The following is an 18334-nucleotide window of genomic DNA, read 5'->3' on the forward strand; positions in this document are numbered from 1 at the left end:
ATAAAGGCTAATTTATTGCAAGTATCTTAACAAAACTTTGCATCGTGTCCCATTTTGCACGTATCTCGGCGGCCACCCTAATAGACGATGAAAATGGAGACGCTAAACTTCATACAGATTGGTTAGGTATCCCTACAGAAGGATTTGGTATTTCTCGTAACCCAACCGTATCAGTCACAACAGGTATACCAAAATTTAAAGATGCTAGTTTTTTACTCGATAAAAGCACAACCATCAATATTAAAATGAAGTATTCGCTAGATTAGGCAACGGATTAAACGGATGTAGCGGATGATTTATCTAGAGTAAGCAAGTTAGGTGGGTGGGCAATGCCCACCATACGACTCCCTAATATATTTATGTCAATCTAGTAAGTAAATGTTCTCCTACACGTAAAGCATTTGCCATAATAGTTAATGATGGATTTATTGCAGTACTTGAAGGGAAAAAGCTGCTATCCACAACATACAAATTATCAATATCATGCGTGCGGCAATTAATATCGAGTACTGAAGTTTTAGGGTCTTCGCCAAATTTACATGTACCGCATTGATGTCCAACTTCTTTTATAGACATTTTTTCTGCATGATATATAGATAATTGTTTTGATTTATATCTGTGCTTAATAGATTTTAAAACTTCAACCCAGCGTTTTATCAAACGGTTAAATGCTTTATTATTATTACTCGTATAGTCCAAACGTATTTTGCCATTTTTAAGATAAACACGATTCTTAGAATCAGGTAAGTCTTCTGTTATCAGTAACCAAGGGACACAATGATTTGCAATTTTCTGTGCTATAAAGCAAGGTATGAATGAAGCATTTGCAAGCACTCTTTCTTTATGAATGTTACCTAGCATCTGTACGCTACCCATTGGATATGGAAAATCTTTTTCACCCCAGTAAAAGTCATTGAATCCTATTGTTTTTTGAAATACTGTCGGATTCGCTTGTGTTGATAATGCTAAAACGACTCCAAATTTATGTGCCATGTAATTCCGTCCAACCAAACCTGAGCTATTTGCTAACCCATTGGGGTGTTGGTGGTTAGCAGATTTTAATAGCAAAATCGCACTATTAACGGCGCCGCAAGCAAGTACAATTATATTAGCTGAGTAATATCTTGGTTCTCCAGCAACTTCTACATTCACACCAGTAACTTCTTTCCCAGATGCATTAGTATGTAAGTGTGTAACTTTTGCACGAGTTATTAAAGTTACATTTGAATGTTTCATTGCCGGACGCATACAGTTAATATCCGCGTCAGCTTTGGCATTGAGAAAACATGGAAAACCATCGCATGTGTCACAGCGAATACAAGCACTTTGTAACGGATTGCTTTGATTAAGTTTAATTGATAGGGGTAAATAAAAAGGATGAAAGTTTTCATCTTTTAAACCTTCATAGATGGCTTGAATATGAGGTTCATGCGTAATAGCAGGAAAGGGATAAGCTTCTTGTTCTGGTTCAGTTGGGTCTAAACCGCGTTGTCCATGTACTTCATAGAGTTTTTCTGCAATCGTATAATAAGGCGCCAAATCACGATATTTCAATATCCATTCTGGAGAAACACCATCATAATGAGTAACTTGCTCAAAATCTTTTTCACGGAATCTAAATAAGGCGCCACCGTAAAACTTGGTATTTCCACCTACATAATAATGTGCATTGGTGTTTATAAGTTTACCGTGTTTGTCACTCCAATTCTCAGCATTACGGTAAATAGATGCTTGTAAAACTTGTTGCGGATTCCAGTTTGCTTTTTCTCTTGGTAGAAACTCACCACGTTCGAGTACTAAAATTTTTTTGCCACTTGGCGCCAGTTGATATGCTAAAGTAGCTCCACCGGCGCCTGTACCGACAATAATTACATCATAATGATTATTGTTCATTGGCTTCTTAACCTTTGGTTGCCATCCGGTTAGTAGCACATGTTTGATTAAGTTTAGTTAAACCAATCCATCTATAAAGTCTGTCACCAAAATTAGGAACAAGCTGTATATACGCGAAAAGTATTTTAGTCAAAAACCCATCTAGCATGACTTCACCATAATTTCGCTCAATTGCGTGTAATATTGCATTCGCTACATCGGTTGGCTCAGAAACGCGCGCCATTTTTGGTGCAGATAAACCGAATGCCATAAACATTCCCGCATTCGTATATCCAGGACAAACTACTGTTGCACGAACATTGCTACCCGCTAGTTCTTGACGTAAAGCATCTGTCCACATAATTAACCCAGCTTTAGTAGCTGAGTAAATGCTGTTATATGGCGCCCCTTTTTTACCCGAACCTGAAGATATATTAACTACATGACCGCTATCACGCACTATCATTCCAGGTAGTAATAACCGCGTCAACTCCATTCCAGCCATTAAATTTGTTGTTAAAATCGAACGGATATCATCTAAGTAATAATTCTGGAATGCAGAGTATTTTTCGATAGCAGCATTATTAATCAAAATATCGACTCCCCCGACAGTTTGAGTAATTTGCTCGATTAAGTTAGGTAATTCTTCGAGTTTACTAATATCAAATGGAAAACTAGTTGCTTTACCACCACTTAGTTTTATCTCTGTAACTACTTTTGAGAGTGCAGCTTCTGAACGTGCGATGCAGATAACATTAGCTCCTCGTTTGGCTAATGCACGCGCTATATATACACCAATACCTCCAGAGGCGCCTGTCAATAGTACGTTTCGAGCAGCGATGTTTGTCATAATTATTAGTCTTACTGAAGCGATAAGTAAAGAGATTTTGAATTTAATAGCTAATTTAACTTATGTAAAAATTATTTCTGTTGTTGAATATACTTTATTGCGCCAATCAAATCGAAACAAAGTATGAACAGTTAATCACTAACTATATAAGTTTCGTAAAATATAAATATTGTTGCTAATAATTCAATTCTTTTTTAATTAACAATTAATATATCAGTAGGCAATGCCCACCTTACGTATAGGAAAAATTATTGATATATGAATAGCGTTAATACTATGAGTAAACAACCAATGAGAATAGCTATAATTACTAGTTTGTATGCTCCTTTTTTAACGGGAGTTTCAATTGGTGTACACCACCGAGTTCATTGGTTACTCAAGCAAGGACACAGTGTTTTTCTTATACATCCAGAATTTAATAATAAATATCCACAAAAGTTATCTAAGCGTTCAATGCCGGGACTTGAGGAAGTTAAATCTTTCCCTAATTTTTCACATTATGCTTTTCCTACTCAACCTCTTATATTTTATAAATCACTTCCTCAAGCATTAAGTTATCGGTGTTGGAGTGATACTGAGTTATTAAAACAATTTAAACCTGATGTTGTAGTAATCGAAGAAGCGGCACAATTACGAGGATTTTATTCATTATATCTTCAAGGCTACGGTCGTCCTATCGGCGCCGAATATGGTAAGTTAACAGGTACACCAACAGTTTCATTATTCCATACTGATATAGTAGCTTATATCAAATATTACTTAGGTGATAAATTCTTTAACTTAGTGCGCCCAATTCTACCAATAACCATTAAAAAATTTAGTGAAGCTTACGACTATAATTTTTTCTCATCGCGTGAACAGTTAGCTCGCTACCAAGAATTTAAATCACAGCGCAGCGAATATGTACCTTATCAAGGTGTTGACTGTCAAAAGTTTCAACCTGCAAATATTGCTCACGACCCCATACCCGACGACAAACGACCCACATTATTATTCGTCGGTAGAATTACCGCAGAAAAGAACGTCACCCAACTTATTGAAGCATTCCCATATATAGCTGCAAAAATTCCCGATGTTCATTTAGTAATAATTGGTAGTGGTCCACTAGACGAAGAAGTTCGCACCTTAGCACAGAAGTACGATGGTATCACTATTTGGGGTGAATCATACGGTGCCGAATTACAGGGATGGTACGCACGTGCGGATGTATTCGTCAACCCATCAACTACCGAAAACTTCTGTACCTCCAACAACGAAGCACTCGCATCGGGAACACCCATTGTTTTAGCAAAAGCTCCCTCAACATCTGAACAAGTAACCCCAGGAGTTAATGGTTTTCTTGCAGAAGCGGATGACCCCGTAGACTTTGCCAACAAAGTGATTACCATTCTCTCTAACCCAGAGTTAAAAGCGCAAATGAAACAACAAGCACGCGAGTCAATACTTCAATTTGACTGGCCTGCTTGTATGCAAAAATTTGAAGATAAACTTTACCAGATAGTTAGGAGGGGCGGGTTCACCTAAATTTTCCATTACTTATTAGGATATAGATTAACCCGCCAGTACAGGAGTTAGGAATTGCAACTCAGCACGAGCGCACGAGCGCACTCCTAACTTTTTTAGTTTGTGGGAATTTTTTGAATTTGCTCTGTAAAGTAACCATCTTCGTATTGTAGCTGTCGGGCAATTTTGAGTCCTTCTTCAAATGCATTCCGTGCTTGGGGAAACTGCTTACGCTGCAAGTGCATTTGTCCAATTTGGTCGTAAGCAGTCATCATTCCATAGAAATTACCAGCGAGTTCTTCGCTTTGGAGTAAAATTTGGCTCGTTTGTAGTGCCTCATCGATTTGCCCTTGCGAACGATATAATGCTACTAACTTTTGTAACGCTTCACCCGCACGCACGAATTGCTCTTGTTCCCAAGCGATGGTGTAAGCTTGTTGGTAATTTTGAAATGCATTCTCTAATTGACTTGGGTCTTGTTTCGCTAAAGCTTCGTAACTATTAGCTATAGCCATCTTTAATGTCGGTAGTTCTGCTAAATTATTATCTCTCGTGTAAATTGCTGCTAGTTTGTTGCGAACAGTAACTGACTGCTGCGGTAGTCTCGCTTGGTCATATATATAAGCTAGCTGTTCTAAGTATGTTATTTCATTGGTTCGGTCATTTCTAGTTGAAGCCAAACTCAACAATTGCTCATAAGTCGTTGCTGCTTGAGGATAATCAAACCAACTCATGTGAATTGACGCAATTGTTGTTAAAGTTTCTACTTCTGCTGTAGTATTTTGCTGTTGTCGCACTTGTGTTAGTACTTGGTTGTAAACTTCAATTGCTAGTTTAGGCGCCCGTACATTTTGGTAAGCTTGACCAAGCGCTCGTAGCACTTCTAAGTCAGTAACAGGTTGTAATTTCTTCGGTTTTTGAATCGACTGTAACCGTTGTGTAATATATTGCACTTGTGGACGGTCATTTTCTCGCCAAGCAATTTCACCAACTCTTGACAGCGCTTGTACTTCATTCAAATTTCCTAAATATCGACGTAAACGTAGCTCTCGGTTCCAAGTATCAAAAGCTCCCTCTTTATCTCCTGCTTGAAGTTTAGCAGTAGCTTCTTGGTCAAGATTATTGAGTGCAGTTTCTAATTGCTGCTGTTCAGTAGGAGTTAAGGGTTGTTGGTCGAGTTTACGTGCGGGAAGTAAAGGGTCAGAAACTCTAATTTCTAAAGGGTTTGGTGGAAACTTATCTGGTGGTTGTGGTTTTTTTGTTTGTGCTAGTACGGAAGAAGTAGATATTAGAGATAAACTTAACGCAGCAATAATACTAAACCGACGTATCATAACTAATTTTCCTTAGTTTTAACTATATATATGGCAACCGACAAGAATCGTCAAAAATTATACCCGCGTAGAGACCGTATTAATTCGGTCTCTACATGATTGACGATATCAAACAAAAAATTCTCCTGCTCTGGAAATTGCTACAAGCTTTACAATAATGGTAATGATATGAATCAATTTTGACCTGATTAGATAATCCGAAACTGGTATAATGACACATTCTACAGATGTTGCATCTTTAGCGCGCTTAATGGCAGCGGACTTTAGCAACCAAGAACAAGCTTACGAAAACCCACCGTTTTTTGCTCACATCCGTGTTTGCATCCGACCATTACCCCCAGAACTTTTACCTGGGGTAGGATTATTCCTTGAACAAGCTTATCATTTTGCCTTAAATCAACCCTACCGGATGCGGGTAATGAAGTTGATACCATCCGATAACCATATTCAGATTGAGCATTATACCCTCAAAAATGAGGAAAAATATTACGGCGCCTCGCGTGAACCCGAACGTTTAAAATCATTAACAGTAGACGAACTTGTAAAAATGCCCGGTTGCGACATGATAGTTGAGTGGACAGGTACAAGTTTTAAAGGTCACGTTGAACCAGGCAAAGGTTGTATAGTCGAACGTAACGGTCAAAAAACCTATCTAGACAACGAATTTGAAATTAGCGAAAAAGAATTTTTCAGTCTAGACCGAGGAAGAGACTTTGAAACCAACGAACACGCATGGGGTTCTGTCGCTGGTCCCTTCCACTTTGTGCGTTGGGCTAATTTTGCTGAGGAAGTCTCGTAGCTCACGGCATCCGTCCCGCCTGACCAAGGGCACAGGTGGGACGCCGACGGTTTTATTTCACAAACCCTACTTTAATGCCTACATATGCAGTAATTTATAACAAAGCTGCATAAGTTGATTATAGTTAGAAATACTGATAATTATAGTTTAATAATAAACTTTCATAAACATTATCAATATTACTACAAGAACATTAACGTTGAGCGATGGTGGACAAACTAACACCGATAATTATGGTGCAGGTAATACCGGAAATGTGAATATTAATGCAAGTGGCGCCACAAATTAGAACAAGCGCGCATGTTGTTGCATCTGCATGTCCGACTAATTAATCTTATTAATTAACAATTTATGCGCGCCTAAACTTTAGTACTGACTATATTTTTATTAATAAGTTTAATAGTGAAAATACCAAGCACTAAGGATAAAAAAAAGAAGAATTTTGAAGAGGATGATACTAATAAGCAAAAGTCAATTGCCGCTTGAAATCCAAAATACCTACCTTTGTACTATCAAACGCGCGAGCAGAATTTAAAGCAGCATTGCAAAATGTAGTAATCATCTTTGGTACTACTGGTTACGTTAACCAGTAGTACTGGCGCCGAAACGTAATGATTAACGGTACTACCTGTTTGTTAACTAGTAGTACTCGTGCCGAAACGTAGTAATTAACGGTACTACCTGCGAGCGTTAACCAGTAGTACTGGCGCCAAAACTCTATTACTAACGGTACTACTTGTTAGCTTAACCAGTAGTACTATCTAAATTATGCATTAACTGTATTCATGTTGTAATAAATATCACTAATGACTTCAGTCATCTTTAGAGGACTTTTGCCCCACCGCATTTGAAAAATCTACAATTACTGAGTTAATTTATCACATTATATTTCACCACCGAGGCACAGAGAACACAGAGAGGGGAGTATAAGCATACGATTACAAATAAGAGTGTTAAAATCCAAATAATTTTTAGTTAATATTCATACACAACTATATGAGTGATACTATATTATCCGTTCGCAACCTGCGTGTTGAGTTTCCAGGGGATGGTAGAACCGTCAAAGCTGTTGATAATATATCGTTTGACCTGCGTCGTGGCGAAACTCTTGGCATTGTAGGAGAATCTGGAAGCGGCAAATCTGTTACTTCGTTTGCTGTTATGGGTTTGTTACAGTCTCCGGGACGGGTAACTAACGGTGAAATTTTGTTTTCTCCTCAACCAAATACTCCACCCGTTAATTTGGTGGAACTACCTGCGAAGCAAATGCAGCTTTACCGGGGTGGTGATATTGCTATGATTTTTCAAGAACCGATGAGTTCGCTTAACCCTGTATTTACTATTGGTTATCAGCTTATTGAAGCTATTTTACGTCACCAAAATATTTCTGCTGGTGAAGCTAAACAAAAAGCTATCGCTGGTTTGCAAGAGGTGAAGCTTCTCCCTAGCGATGAGCAGTTACGTGAGCAGTATTTGGACACAGCAAAACAAACTGGTTCATCTGTGGAACCTCAAAAAATTTCTGAGCTAGTTAACCTACACAAAGATTCAATGCTCCAACGTTACCCCCATCAGCTTTCGGGGGGACAACTGCAACGGGTGATGATCGCTATGGCTATTTCTTGTAACCCGTTATTACTAATTGCTGATGAACCTACTACTGCGCTTGATGTTACTGTACAAGCAACAATTATTGATTTGCTACGCGAGTTACAACAAACGCGCGATATGGCGTTGATTTTTATTACTCACGATTTAGGTTTAATATCTGAAGTTGCTGACAATATCGCTGTAATGTATAAAGGTAATGTCGTTGAGCAAGGCGCCTCTAATCAAATTTTTAACAATCCTCAGCATCCATATACTAAGGGATTAGTCGCGTGTCGCCCAACACTTAATAGTCGTCCTGTGAAACTTCTTACCGTTTCTGACTATATGAGCGTTGAAGAAACACCAACAGGAGAAATGGTTATTCAAGGTAAATCACCCTCGGAACCTATCGAAATTAGTTTTGAAGAAATTAATCGGCGCCTAGATCACCTTGAGAAAGAACCATCACTCGTACAAATCAAAAATCTGAAAGTCGGTTTTCCTATAAAAGGAGTATTTGGCGGTACTAAACGTTACTTCTGGGCAGTAAATGATGTATCGTTTGATATCAAACGCGGCGAAACCTTGGGACTTGTTGGTGAGTCGGGATGTGGCAAAAGTACGCTCGCTCGTACATTGTTACGACTTATTGAACCAACTAGTGGGCAAATTATCTTTGAAAATAACGATATAACTCAACTCAAAGGTGAAGAATTACAAAAATTACGGCGCCAGATGCAAATTGTATTCCAAAATCCATTTAGTGCCCTCGACCCACGCATGAAAGTTGGGGAAGCAATAATGGAACCGTTAGTAATTCACAGTATCGGTAAAAGCAAAAAAGAACAGCGCGAACGTGCAGCATATCTTCTCGAACGAGTCGGACTTAGTGCTGACGCAATGAACCGCTACCCACACCAATTTTCTGGAGGACAACGGCAACGGGTTTGTATAGCTCGCGCTCTAGCTTTAAATCCTAAATTTATTATTTGCGACGAGTCAGTGTCCGCACTTGATGTATCTGTACAAGCACAAGTACTAAACTTGCTCAAAGAACTGCAAGAAGAATTTGGCTTGACTTATATATTTATTTCCCACGATTTAAGCGTAGTCAAATTTATGAGTGATAGAATTCTGGTCATGAACCGTGGTCAAATTGTCGAAGAAGGTAGAGCCGAAGAAATTTACCGCGAACCCAAACAAGAATATACGCAAAAGCTCATTGCATCAATTCCTACAGGTAGCGCTGAAAGAATTAAGCAACGCCAAGCCTCATAAATAAATCTCTTCTGCAAAAATCTTGTGGAACAATCTTGTGGAACGGGCATCCCTGCCCGTCCCAACTGTAAATTAATATTAAGTGGCTGTAAAATTCAACTTTGTTTTTACAAAAAGTAACTAGTTATGAATTATTCAAATTATTCAGTTCATACAATACCTATAGAAGAGTTTATACAGCAAAAGCAGTCTTTTGATAAACTGTTACAACGGTTGACCCCGAACCAGAATTAACTCCCGAAATTGTCGCCCGTATTCGGCAAAAAATACGTGATGCGAAGAGAAGAGTTGATTAGCTAGTATTTTTTAATTAGATTATAGATTAATAGTGAATTGCTCAAATTCTCTAAAAATTATAAATGTTAAGACGGGCAGGATGCCCGTTCCACAAGAAGGTTCACAAGATTCACAAGATACACAAGATTTAAAATAATGTTTGCTAAAATTAGAGATACGGAAATATTCTTTGATGTTGAAGGGTGTAGTGTAGTAGTTGAAAATAATCGTACCTACACTAAACCCACTGCTTTTTTAATTCATGGTGGTCCCGGCGCCGACCATACTGGTTACAAGCCGACTTTTTCAGCTTTAACACGTAGACTGCAATTAGTATATTTTGACCACCGTGGGCAAGGAAGGTCTAAACGCGGCGCCAAGGAAACTTACACTCTCGATAATAATGTCGAGGATATGGAAGCTTTGCGTCAATATTTAGGACTTGACAAAATTGTTGTTATCGGTACTTCGTATGGTGGTATGGTGGGACTATCGTATGCTATTCGTTATCCGCAAAATGTTTCGCATCTTATTATTATTGTCAGCACTGCGAGTTATAAATTTTTGGAACGGGCAAAGCAAATTTTAGCCGAACGTGGAACTGAAGCACAAAATTTGATTGCCCAGCGACTTTGGGATGGTAATTTTGAAAATGAAGAACAATTGCGCGACTACTTTAAAATTCTGGCGCCGATGTATTCACTCAAACATGACCCAAATACTTCTGTAAAGGTTTGGGATAATAAAATTCTCTCAATAGATGCTATTAATGAAGCATTTGGTGGATTTCTACGAACTTACGATGTACGTGACCAATTATACAAGATTACCGCACCTACATTGGTAATCGGTGGGCGCCATGATTGGATATGCGCTCCTGAATTTTCAGAAGAAATTGCTTCATGTATTAAAAACGCTGACTTAAGAATTTTTGAGAATAGTAGTCATTTAATCCGTGCAGATGAACCAGAAGCGCTCTTTGACGCAATAAATGGATTCTTGGTATACAAGAATTAAAACCGGAACTTAAAACTGATTTTTATACTGGAATAGAATATTCTACAGAACGTGGATTATCAAGGCGTTTGGAAGCTTCTAATATCTCTAAACCAACAACATTTCCATGAGAGTCATAGTCAAAAATTACACCTGGTTTTTCTTCATCGCTTTCTTCTATTTGGTTGTCATTAAATATAATTCTCAGTATATCTACTTCTGGGTCATATGTAATTTTCATTCTGTCTGCCTCCACCTACTAAAAAACCTGATAAAAACTGGTAATAACCGATAAAATCATTACCATTACCAGTTACGGAGCCACGGTGAATGCCCCATTAAGAGTAACCACTGCCTCTTCTCGTTCAAGTGGAACTTGACCTTCAGTGGGTTTTCCCCTTCCTTTTCTCCTACCCCCAGACTGATTGCTACCTCCCGGCTTTCGCCTTGTTTGGGTCTTTTTCTGGGATTCATTTACTAAGGAATCTAATAAGAACCGAAGTACGGTATCGAGTTGAAACAGGCGGGGTCTACGGATACAAAACTTTTTCAGCCAAGCCGAAATTCGTCTCCACCCTCCCCCAAATCCTCCATCCTTTGAATCCTCCGGTTTAAAGAATGAAGAAAGAGTTTTTAACCAAGAAAGGGGGATATACTCTTTGAAACCCATAGCTCTTCTAGCTATTACCATAGCGGCGGAACTGGCACTATTCAAGCCATATTTCGCCATATATTTTATCATGCCTATGACACTAGTCATAAACGGTGATTTGAATAATATTGCTATTCCATATTTTTCTGCTCTAACAACAAGATAAGAACGAAACTTATCATATATAAAGCTTGACAGCATCCGATTATATTCTTGATTACCGCTATGCCTTAATTGATTTTTCTTTGTTGAAAAATCAAGATTTTCACAAGCAATTGGGCATTGATAAATTTCTGCTAGTTTAACAATTTCACATACTATATCTCGAAGTTTTGCTTCTTTCTGTCCAGTTGTACCTGTTGGAATAGGAAAACTTATGGGATTACGACATATGAAGGGATTCCCGTCACGTTTAATGTAAATTACATCAATAGTTTCGGCATTTAAATCAATACCAATACAACCATTACTTATACTAGAAATAGTTGGGACATCTTGAACATAGGTAGTTAAATGTATATACCACTGGTCGTTTTTATGTTCACGTCGAAAGCATTGAACTGTAACTGGCTTCCCAGATTCTAATGCATAAAGCAAATTATGTTTACGCGCTGCCGATACCTCAAATTCAAGAGTAACTGTATCTCCATATTTGCCCCGCAAAAATCTTGGAACAGTAAAAACAACATTAAATATATCGTTGTTTATATAAAATATTTTAGCTACAGGATTATTGCCAGAAACTGAGCCTTTACCAACACTGTAGAAGTTTCCACCACGCTTTTTCTCCCAATCTACACGCCATTGAGCATGAGATGAGTAACCGTTCTCTTCTAAATGATATTGAGCATTAAACAACTTGGAACTGCCAAAGCATATATGTAATCTTTTAGCGAGTTCTAATTCTTGTTTTTCAGCTTGTTTGCGTTCAAGTCTACTAATTTTTGACTCCAATCCCATTAACCGCTTTGCAAATCCTTTCATATTTTTACGTGTCGGATTTGCTAATTGTTGTTCCATTGATTCAATTGTAGAGGCAACTGACTTCCAACCTGCTGTTAGGTCATCATTTAAGCCTTTTATCCTCAAATCGCGCGCAGTTGTTAGCTGGTCAAATGTTCCCGAGGCATCACTTGCTACTGAATCAGCCCATGCCCAATCAATATCAAATTTAGATTGAAAAGTTTTTTCAATATCATCCTCTGATTGACCATTTTGTAGTGCATTTAATGCTGTACGCATTATTGACTGATATTTATCACCCCAATCTGATAGAAATGAGTGTAATGGTAATTTCGCTTCAACCCCAATTCGTAATTGTGGAGTACGTGTGCCGTCAGAATTTTTTGTTTTTGAATAAGAGCGATGCGTTAACTCACTCAATAATGATTTTGCCATATGATAACTGCTCGACCTACAGTTGTTTCTTTTAATCTTTATACTAACAGATGATTTGACTGTTTTCAAATATATTTAAACTTGTAACATTTATTAATTATCTCAGTTCTTTGACTTTAAATACATTTTTATTTTGAAAATAAAATAAATATAAAAAATTATAATTCCCTGACCTAAACGGGTTTAATTGTTATATTTATCACATGCTATTATCAAAACACAGGTTTGAAATATGTAAAAAGTATAATAAAGCACACTTAGGATGTTAGTAGTTTTTACCGGGTTTTACCAATATGAACACGAGCAGTACTTTTCAATTCTGCTTGTTTTATATTCAGTAATAACTACTGTAGGTTCAATATCATCTGCTACAATAACGCGCAGCAAGAAAACTTTACCATCACCAAAGTCTAATTGTGACTGGGTATGCTTTTCTACCATCTTTTTCTAGCACAATTTGCTGTGGATTGGTTAAAACCGATTCTACTAAGTATAATGGAATACCTCGCCTTTCAATTTCCGTTTGGGCGTGACGCGATATTCGGTATGCCATTTGATTTCTAATATAATCATTTTCACTACTATTTACATATTTATGATTCTAATACGCCCTGACACCTGTGAAATTTTGCAACTTAAATCTTGTAATAATTATAATTTATAACTTTTAGTAGATGACCTAATTTATGAAAATCACCTTTGAGCTAGGTGGTTAAGCTAGTTGTATTCTGCTAACTTTTTGTAAGCAGTGTTGTTGAGTTTTAAACACATTGCTTTCTAGGAGAAAAAGATAATGCCCAATCACGATATTATTGTTGTCGGAGCATCGGCAGGAGGAGTTGAAGCACTTACTTACTTAGTAAAGAATTTACCGTCTGACCTGAATGCTATTATATTTGTAATTCTTCATGTGCCTTCTGAAGGTACTAGTGTATTACCTAAAATTCTTAACCGAGCTAAACGTTTACCAGCACATCATCCTAAAGACGGAGAAGTCATAGAACCGGGGCATATTTATGTGGCGCCACCGGGTTATCACTTACTCGTAAAATCTGGTTACGTTAATTTAGTTCGTGGACCAAAAGAAAATAATCATCGTCCAGCTATTGACCCAACGTTTCGCACCGCAGCGCGCGCTTACGATGGCAGAGTAATAGGTGTGATATTAACTGGTGCGCTTGATGATGGTACTGCTGGATTAGCGGCGGTAAAAATAAGAGGTGGTATAGCTGTAGTTCAAGACCCTTCGGACGCATTATATAGTGGAATGCCGAGCAGCGCAATTGAGAATGTTGACGACATTGACCATATTGTACCTTTATCGTCGATTCCATCTTTACTAGTAGATTTAGTAAATACACCTGTTAAGACGAAAAAGCAACAGCATGTTCCTGAATTAATGAATTACGAATCTGATATGGCAGAATTTAGTGTAACAAGGCTTCACTCAGATGATAAACCTGGCATTCCATCGGGCTATGGTTGTCCAGATTGTGGCGGTACTCTTTGGGAACTACAAGAAGAAGGCATATTTCGTTTTCGCTGCCGTACTGGTCATGCTTATTCACCAGAAACTTTGCTAGCGAAGCAATCTGATGCACTAGAAGATGCTTTGTGGATTGCATTTCGGGCTTTGGAAGAAAAAGCATCGCTTTCTCGTCGCATGTCTAAAAGGATGCGAGAACGCAACCAAAATTTATCTGCACAACGTTTGGAACAAGATGCATTAGACACCGAAGCGCGCGCTGATGTTATTCGTAGTGTACTTATTCAAAATGGTGGCGCCCAAGAAGAAATCGTAAACTCCTTTAATCAACCGTCTAATAATCGAAAATCAACAAATGAGTAACCACTACTTAGTGGTGCTAGCAGCGTCTGCTGGTGGTATCAAAGCCGTGAGTACAATTTTATCAAACTTACCAGCAAACTTTGCTACACCCATTGCGATGGTGCAGCATCTTGACCCAAATTATCCAAGCTGTCTTGACTACATCCTTAACCAACGTACACCTTTGTTGGTTAAACAAGCGACTGACTTAGATATGTTAACTCCTGGGGTGGTGTATATGGCGCCTCCTAATTGGCACTTAGTTGTTAACCCTGATGCGACGTTATCTTTATCAAACGCTGAAAAAGTACGTCATGTGCGTCCATCTGCGGATATATTGTTTGAGTCAGCAGCTAATAGTTTTCAAGAACGTGTTATTGCTGTAGTCTTAACTGGTATGGATGGAGACGGCACAGATGGAGTTATGGCTGTAAAACGCGCGGGTGGTAAAGTTATTGCTCAAGACGAAGCAACTTCGCAATTCTTTAGTATGCCATCTAATGCTATTAATACTGGATGTGTAGATTTTATATTGCCTTTAGAGGAGATTGCTCCTAATTTATTAAAATTGGTTGCCGATTGATTTTTATGACCTCTACCGAACAAGAACCAGATTTAGAAGCTTTATTAGAGTACATTCGTCGTAACCGTGGTTTCGATTTTAGTGGTTATAAGCGTACTAGTTTAAGTCGTCGTATACGTAAGCGAATGCAAGTTATAGGTTTAGATGATTATAATGATTATGTTGATTATTTGGAAGTACACCCAGATGAGTTTATAGATTTATTTAATACTATATTAATAAACGTAACTGCTTTTTTTCGAGAGCCACAAGCTTGGCAGTATATCGCTTCAGAAATTATTCCTAATATTATTAATAGTAAGCCTGTGTCTAAACCTATCCGTGTTTGGAGTGCTGGTTGTGCTTCGGGAGAGGAAACTTATACTGTTGCCATGTTGCTTGCTGAAGCTCTTGGTATGGAAGAATATTCTAAGCGTGTTAAGGTCTTTGCTACAGATGTGGATGCAGAAGCTCTCAATCATTCACGTCATGGTATCTATAATCCCAAAGATGTACAAGATATCAATAGCGATTTACTCGAAAAATACTTTGAGCGCGTTAATGGACGCTACAGTGTTCTTAAAGAACTACGTCGTTGTGTTATTTTTGGGCGCCATGATTTAGTACAGGATGCACCAATCTCTAGAATTGATTTGCTGATTTGCCGTAATACTTTAATGTATTTTAATACCGAAACACAATCTCGTATTCTTGACCGTTTTCACTTCGCGCTTAATAATGGCGGATTTCTATTTCTGGGTAAAGCTGAAATGTTGTTGACTCGTAGCCACTCATTTACAGCAGTAGATTTACGGCGCCGACTATTCACCAAAGTAGCAAATGGTAACTTACGCGATATGCTTTTAAGCATGTCTAATTCTGATAATCAGCCAACTGCCCCAGAAATGGTTGACCAAATTCGTATTCACGAAGCGGCTTTTGAAATTGACCCAGTTGCTCAAATTGTAGTTGGTTTAAATAATTCTGTATTACTCGCCAATAACCAAGCCAGAACTGTATTTAATCTCAATCTTCGCGATATTGGGCGCCCTTTACAAGACTTAGAACTTTCTTACCGTCCTGTTGAGTTACGCTCGCGTATCGACCAAGTTCGCAGTAATGCCCGTAGCATCACTTTAAAAGATGTTGAGCATCCTGACTCGGAACGAGAAATCAGATATTTTGATGTACAAATTCTACCATTGATCAATGGTGATACTGCTGAGTTAGTCGGTGTAAAAATTGTATTTACCGACGTTACCCGTTTCAAGCAGTTACAAAATGAATTATTATACGCAAACCAAGAACTAGAAACCGCTTACGAAGAACTCCAATCGACAAATGAAGAATTAGAAACAACCAACGAGGAACTACAATCGACTGTAGAAGAACTTGAAACTACTAATGAAGAGCTTCAGTCAACGAACGAAGAACTCGAAACCATGAACGAAGAACTGCAATCGACTAACGAAGAATTGCAGACAATTAACGAAGAATTACGTCAGCGCAGCCAAGAACTTAACCGCGTTAACAGTTTTTTAGAAGCGATACTTACCAGTTTACGTGCGGGTGTAGTTGTTCTTAACCCCCATTTTAATATTCTAATTTGGAACCGTAAAGCAGAGGATTTATGGGGTTTGCGTAACGATGAAGTTTTGTTACAACACTTTATGAGCTTAGATATTGGTTTACCGCTCGAACCCCTGAGAATACCAATACGCGAAATCTTTGCTGGAAAGTCTGATTATTACGAAATTTTACTTGATGCTAGAAACCGTCGGGGGCGCCTGATACAGTGCCATGTCACCTGCACCCCGCTGCGTACAGGAACAGATATTCAAGGAGTAATACTGCTTATGGAAGAGCGCGAAAAATTAGATGATTAATATACGTACAATGACTACATAACTTCCTCTACAGATAGATATATTAAAACACTACTATTAATAACTTTGTAGATGTTAGGGGGTGAGTAAGGTCTTATTTATGCATGATTTTCATCAAAAAATACAAAAAGTATACAAAAATACACAAAAAATCAATCAACAAATTAATGAATCGCCTTTGCACGAACAAGATTTGTTAGTCCAAGCTGTTGAGGAACTTCATGTTGCTTTAGAAGAGTTGCAGGTAGCAGAAGAAGAATTACGCGCACAAAATCAAAGTTTAGCAGAGACACATTTTTCACTTGCTCAAGAACGAGAACGCTACCAAGAACTTTTTGACTTGGCGCCGGATGGTTATGTAGTAACTAACACCGACGGAAAAATCCAAAAGGCAAACAATGCTGCCGCTGAAATGCTTAATATTCCCAAGCATTTCCTTGAAGGCAAAGTTTTGGTTAATTTTATCCCAGAATCTGAACGTCGGGCATTTCGTTCTTTAATATTGCGACTGCATGAGTGCGAGCGAATTTCGGAATGGGAAATTCGTGTACAACCACGCGGAGGTAGTATAATTGACGTTTCTATCAGTATAACTACAGTCAAAAACGAAAACGGTAAGGTTCAAGGTTGGCGCTGGATGTTACGAAATATTACAGAGCGTAAGCAAACGGAAGAAAAATTACGTGCGGTAGAAGTGCAAAATTTGCAACTCGAAGAATCCGCCAAATTGAAATCGCAATTTATGTCAATAGTATCTCATGAATTACGCACACCGTTACATGCAATTTTAGGTTTTGCGAGTTTACTTCAGCGTCAAGTTCAAAAGCAGTCTTCATCAAATTGCTCGATGATGATAGAAAGAATTATTAATAATGGCAAGCAATTATTAAATTTAATCGAAGATATGCTCGATGTTTCTAAATTAGAGTCAAATCGATTACAGTTACAATTACAACAATTTAATTTCCCTGAATTAATAATATCAACTATAAATGAACTGCGTCCAATCGCACAAACCAAAAATTTAATACTCAATTTAAATCTTGAAGTTAAAGATAATTTTGTTGTGAACGACAGCATTCGCATCAAGCAAATCTTAGTTAACTTAGTTTCTAATGCAATTAAATTTACAGATAAAGGTAGTGTAGATATTAACGTCAAAGAACTACCACAAAACAAAATCTCAATTTGTGTTCAAGATACCGGAATTGGAATTGACGAAGCAGATTTAAAATACATTTTTCAAGCCTTTCGCCAAATCAACCAAACTACTGTACGCAAATACAATGGTACTGGAATGGGACTAGCAATTGTAAACCATTTAGTTAGCTTGATGCAAGGTAATATCTCTGTTAATAGTAAAATCGGTGAAGGTTCTACTTTTTGCGTCGAATTACCCAAAGTAGTAGTCAGCAACAAAGTTTAATTCTGCTATACAAAAATTTTCTACCCTAAAGTACTGACAATAGCTTGACTGTAGATAGAGTCGAATCATTGGGTAAACCAACTA

General features: G+C 37.9%; 15 protein-coding genes and 1 pseudogene. 9 read left to right on the plus strand and 7 right to left on the minus strand.

All coding sequences use genetic code 11. The features are described from left to right. Positions 1 to 68: 68 nt before the first annotated feature. Positions 69 to 266, plus strand: a pseudogene (locus DSM106972_RS42740) (DUF2141 domain-containing protein); the annotation flags it as partial. Positions 267 to 357: 91 nt separating this feature from the next. On the opposite strand, the gene DSM106972_RS42745 reads toward DSM106972_RS42740, so the two are convergent. Together DSM106972_RS42745 and DSM106972_RS42750 are read right to left on the minus strand one after the other, a co-directional pair. Next, the gene (locus DSM106972_RS42745; RefSeq protein WP_127086412.1) at positions 358 to 1893 is read right to left on the minus strand and encodes an FAD-dependent oxidoreductase; all 1536 of its coding nucleotides are present in this window, start codon (positions 1891 to 1893) and stop codon (positions 358 to 360) included. A 7-nt stretch (positions 1894 to 1900) separates the two neighbouring features. After that, on the minus strand, positions 1901 to 2722 hold the full coding sequence (locus DSM106972_RS42750) for an SDR family NAD(P)-dependent oxidoreductase (protein ID WP_127086413.1): 822 nt from the start codon (positions 2720 to 2722) through the stop codon (positions 1901 to 1903). A 276-nt stretch (positions 2723 to 2998) separates the two neighbouring features. On the opposite strand from DSM106972_RS42750, the gene DSM106972_RS42755 reads away from it, so the two are divergent. Beyond that, positions 2999 to 4246, plus strand: coding sequence for a glycosyltransferase family 4 protein (locus DSM106972_RS42755; protein ID WP_127086414.1), 1248 nt, complete (start codon positions 2999 to 3001; stop codon positions 4244 to 4246). Between the two features lie 95 nt (positions 4247 to 4341). Here DSM106972_RS42755 and DSM106972_RS42760 read toward each other — a convergent pair whose 3' ends face one another. Beyond that, positions 4342 to 5559 carry a tetratricopeptide repeat protein gene (locus DSM106972_RS42760; RefSeq protein WP_127086415.1) on the minus strand — a complete coding sequence of 406 codons (1218 nt, stop codon included), beginning with the start codon at positions 5557 to 5559 and terminating at the stop codon, positions 4342 to 4344. A gap of 211 nt (positions 5560 to 5770) precedes the next feature. Between DSM106972_RS42760 and DSM106972_RS42765 the strand changes: the two genes are divergently transcribed. The 3 genes from DSM106972_RS42765 (at position 5771) to DSM106972_RS42775 (ending at position 10519) form a co-directional block, all read left to right on the plus strand. After that, entirely contained in the window at positions 5771 to 6358 is a 588-nt protein-coding gene (locus DSM106972_RS42765; protein ID WP_127086416.1) for a chromophore lyase CpcT/CpeT, read from the plus strand. 996 nt (positions 6359 to 7354) lie between these two features. Further along, positions 7355 to 9226, plus strand: coding sequence for an ABC transporter ATP-binding protein (locus DSM106972_RS42770; RefSeq protein WP_127086417.1), 1872 nt, complete (start codon positions 7355 to 7357; stop codon positions 9224 to 9226). Positions 9227 to 9658: 432 nt separating this feature from the next. Next, positions 9659 to 10519, plus strand: coding sequence for an alpha/beta fold hydrolase (locus tag DSM106972_RS42775; RefSeq protein WP_127086418.1), 861 nt, complete (start codon positions 9659 to 9661; stop codon positions 10517 to 10519). A gap of 22 nt (positions 10520 to 10541) precedes the next feature. Here the strand turns inward: DSM106972_RS42775 and DSM106972_RS42780 are convergent, their stop codons facing one another. The 4 genes from DSM106972_RS42780 to DSM106972_RS54325 form a co-directional block, all read right to left on the minus strand. Beyond that, positions 10542 to 10739: a DUF2283 domain-containing protein gene (locus tag DSM106972_RS42780; RefSeq protein WP_127086419.1), complete on the minus strand. Its 198-nt coding sequence runs from the start codon at positions 10737 to 10739 to the stop codon at positions 10542 to 10544. A gap of 72 nt (positions 10740 to 10811) precedes the next feature. After that, positions 10812 to 12548: a transposase gene (locus tag DSM106972_RS42785; protein ID WP_127086420.1), complete on the minus strand. Its 1737-nt coding sequence runs from the start codon at positions 12546 to 12548 to the stop codon at positions 10812 to 10814. A 285-nt stretch (positions 12549 to 12833) separates the two neighbouring features. Then, the gene (locus DSM106972_RS54320) at positions 12834 to 12989 is read right to left on the minus strand and encodes a hypothetical protein (protein WP_233786983.1); all 156 of its coding nucleotides are present in this window, start codon (positions 12987 to 12989) and stop codon (positions 12834 to 12836) included. Next, complete coding sequence (locus tag DSM106972_RS54325; RefSeq protein WP_233786984.1) at positions 12949 to 13101, minus strand: DUF4258 domain-containing protein; 153 nt, start codon at positions 13099 to 13101, stop codon at positions 12949 to 12951. Before DSM106972_RS54325 ends, DSM106972_RS54320 begins: the two co-directional genes overlap by 41 nt. 240 nt (positions 13102 to 13341) lie before the next feature. Here DSM106972_RS54325 and DSM106972_RS42795 point away from each other — a divergent pair, with 240 nt between their 5' ends. The 4 genes from DSM106972_RS42795 (at position 13342) to DSM106972_RS42810 (ending at position 18250) form a co-directional block, all read left to right on the plus strand. Continuing rightward, on the plus strand, positions 13342 to 14397 hold the full coding sequence (locus DSM106972_RS42795) for a chemotaxis protein CheB (protein ID WP_127086421.1): 1056 nt from the start codon (positions 13342 to 13344) through the stop codon (positions 14395 to 14397). After that, positions 14390 to 14959 carry a chemotaxis protein CheB gene (locus DSM106972_RS42800; protein WP_127086422.1) on the plus strand — a complete coding sequence of 190 codons (570 nt, stop codon included), beginning with the start codon at positions 14390 to 14392 and terminating at the stop codon, positions 14957 to 14959. The genes DSM106972_RS42795 and DSM106972_RS42800 overlap by 8 nt, the downstream gene beginning before the upstream one ends. Positions 14960 to 14964: 5 nt before the next feature. Beyond that, positions 14965 to 16824, plus strand: coding sequence for a CheR family methyltransferase (locus tag DSM106972_RS42805; RefSeq protein WP_127086423.1), 1860 nt, complete (start codon positions 14965 to 14967; stop codon positions 16822 to 16824). A gap of 100 nt (positions 16825 to 16924) precedes the next feature. Beyond that, positions 16925 to 18250 carry a PAS domain-containing sensor histidine kinase gene (locus DSM106972_RS42810; protein ID WP_127086424.1) on the plus strand — a complete coding sequence of 442 codons (1326 nt, stop codon included), beginning with the start codon at positions 16925 to 16927 and terminating at the stop codon, positions 18248 to 18250. Positions 18251 to 18334: the final 84 nt, after the last annotated feature.

The organism is Dulcicalothrix desertica PCC 7102, from assembly GCF_003991905.1.
Lineage (GTDB): Bacteria > Cyanobacteriota > Cyanobacteriia > Cyanobacteriales > Nostocaceae > Dulcicalothrix > Dulcicalothrix desertica.

What these genes read in the sequence shown, in the direction of transcription:
- DSM106972_RS42745 (WP_127086412.1), bottom strand. Translation starts at nt 1,893, where the DNA reads ATGAACAATAATCATTATGATGTAATTATTGTCGGTACAGGCGCCGGT.
- DSM106972_RS42750 (WP_127086413.1), bottom strand. Translation starts at nt 2,722, where the DNA reads ATGACAAACATCGCTGCTCGAAACGTACTATTGACAGGCGCCTCTGGA.
- DSM106972_RS42755 (WP_127086414.1), top strand. Translation starts at nt 2,999, where the DNA reads ATGAGTAAACAACCAATGAGAATAGCTATAATTACTAGTTTGTATGCT.
- DSM106972_RS42760 (WP_127086415.1), bottom strand. Translation starts at nt 5,559, where the DNA reads ATGATACGTCGGTTTAGTATTATTGCTGCGTTAAGTTTATCTCTAATA.
- DSM106972_RS42765 (WP_127086416.1), top strand. Translation starts at nt 5,771, where the DNA reads ATGACACATTCTACAGATGTTGCATCTTTAGCGCGCTTAATGGCAGCG.
- DSM106972_RS42770 (WP_127086417.1), top strand. Translation starts at nt 7,355, where the DNA reads ATGAGTGATACTATATTATCCGTTCGCAACCTGCGTGTTGAGTTTCCA.
- DSM106972_RS42775 (WP_127086418.1), top strand. Translation starts at nt 9,659, where the DNA reads ATGTTTGCTAAAATTAGAGATACGGAAATATTCTTTGATGTTGAAGGG.
- DSM106972_RS42780 (WP_127086419.1), bottom strand. Translation starts at nt 10,739, where the DNA reads ATGAAAATTACATATGACCCAGAAGTAGATATACTGAGAATTATATTT.
- DSM106972_RS42785 (WP_127086420.1), bottom strand. Translation starts at nt 12,548, where the DNA reads ATGGCAAAATCATTATTGAGTGAGTTAACGCATCGCTCTTATTCAAAA.
- DSM106972_RS54320 (WP_233786983.1), bottom strand. Translation starts at nt 12,989, where the DNA reads ATGGTAGAAAAGCATACCCAGTCACAATTAGACTTTGGTGATGGTAAA.
- DSM106972_RS54325 (WP_233786984.1), bottom strand. Translation starts at nt 13,101, where the DNA reads ATGGCATACCGAATATCGCGTCACGCCCAAACGGAAATTGAAAGGCGA.
- DSM106972_RS42795 (WP_127086421.1), top strand. Translation starts at nt 13,342, where the DNA reads ATGCCCAATCACGATATTATTGTTGTCGGAGCATCGGCAGGAGGAGTT.
- DSM106972_RS42800 (WP_127086422.1), top strand. Translation starts at nt 14,390, where the DNA reads ATGAGTAACCACTACTTAGTGGTGCTAGCAGCGTCTGCTGGTGGTATC.
- DSM106972_RS42805 (WP_127086423.1), top strand. Translation starts at nt 14,965, where the DNA reads ATGACCTCTACCGAACAAGAACCAGATTTAGAAGCTTTATTAGAGTAC.
- DSM106972_RS42810 (WP_127086424.1), top strand. Translation starts at nt 16,925, where the DNA reads ATGCATGATTTTCATCAAAAAATACAAAAAGTATACAAAAATACACAA.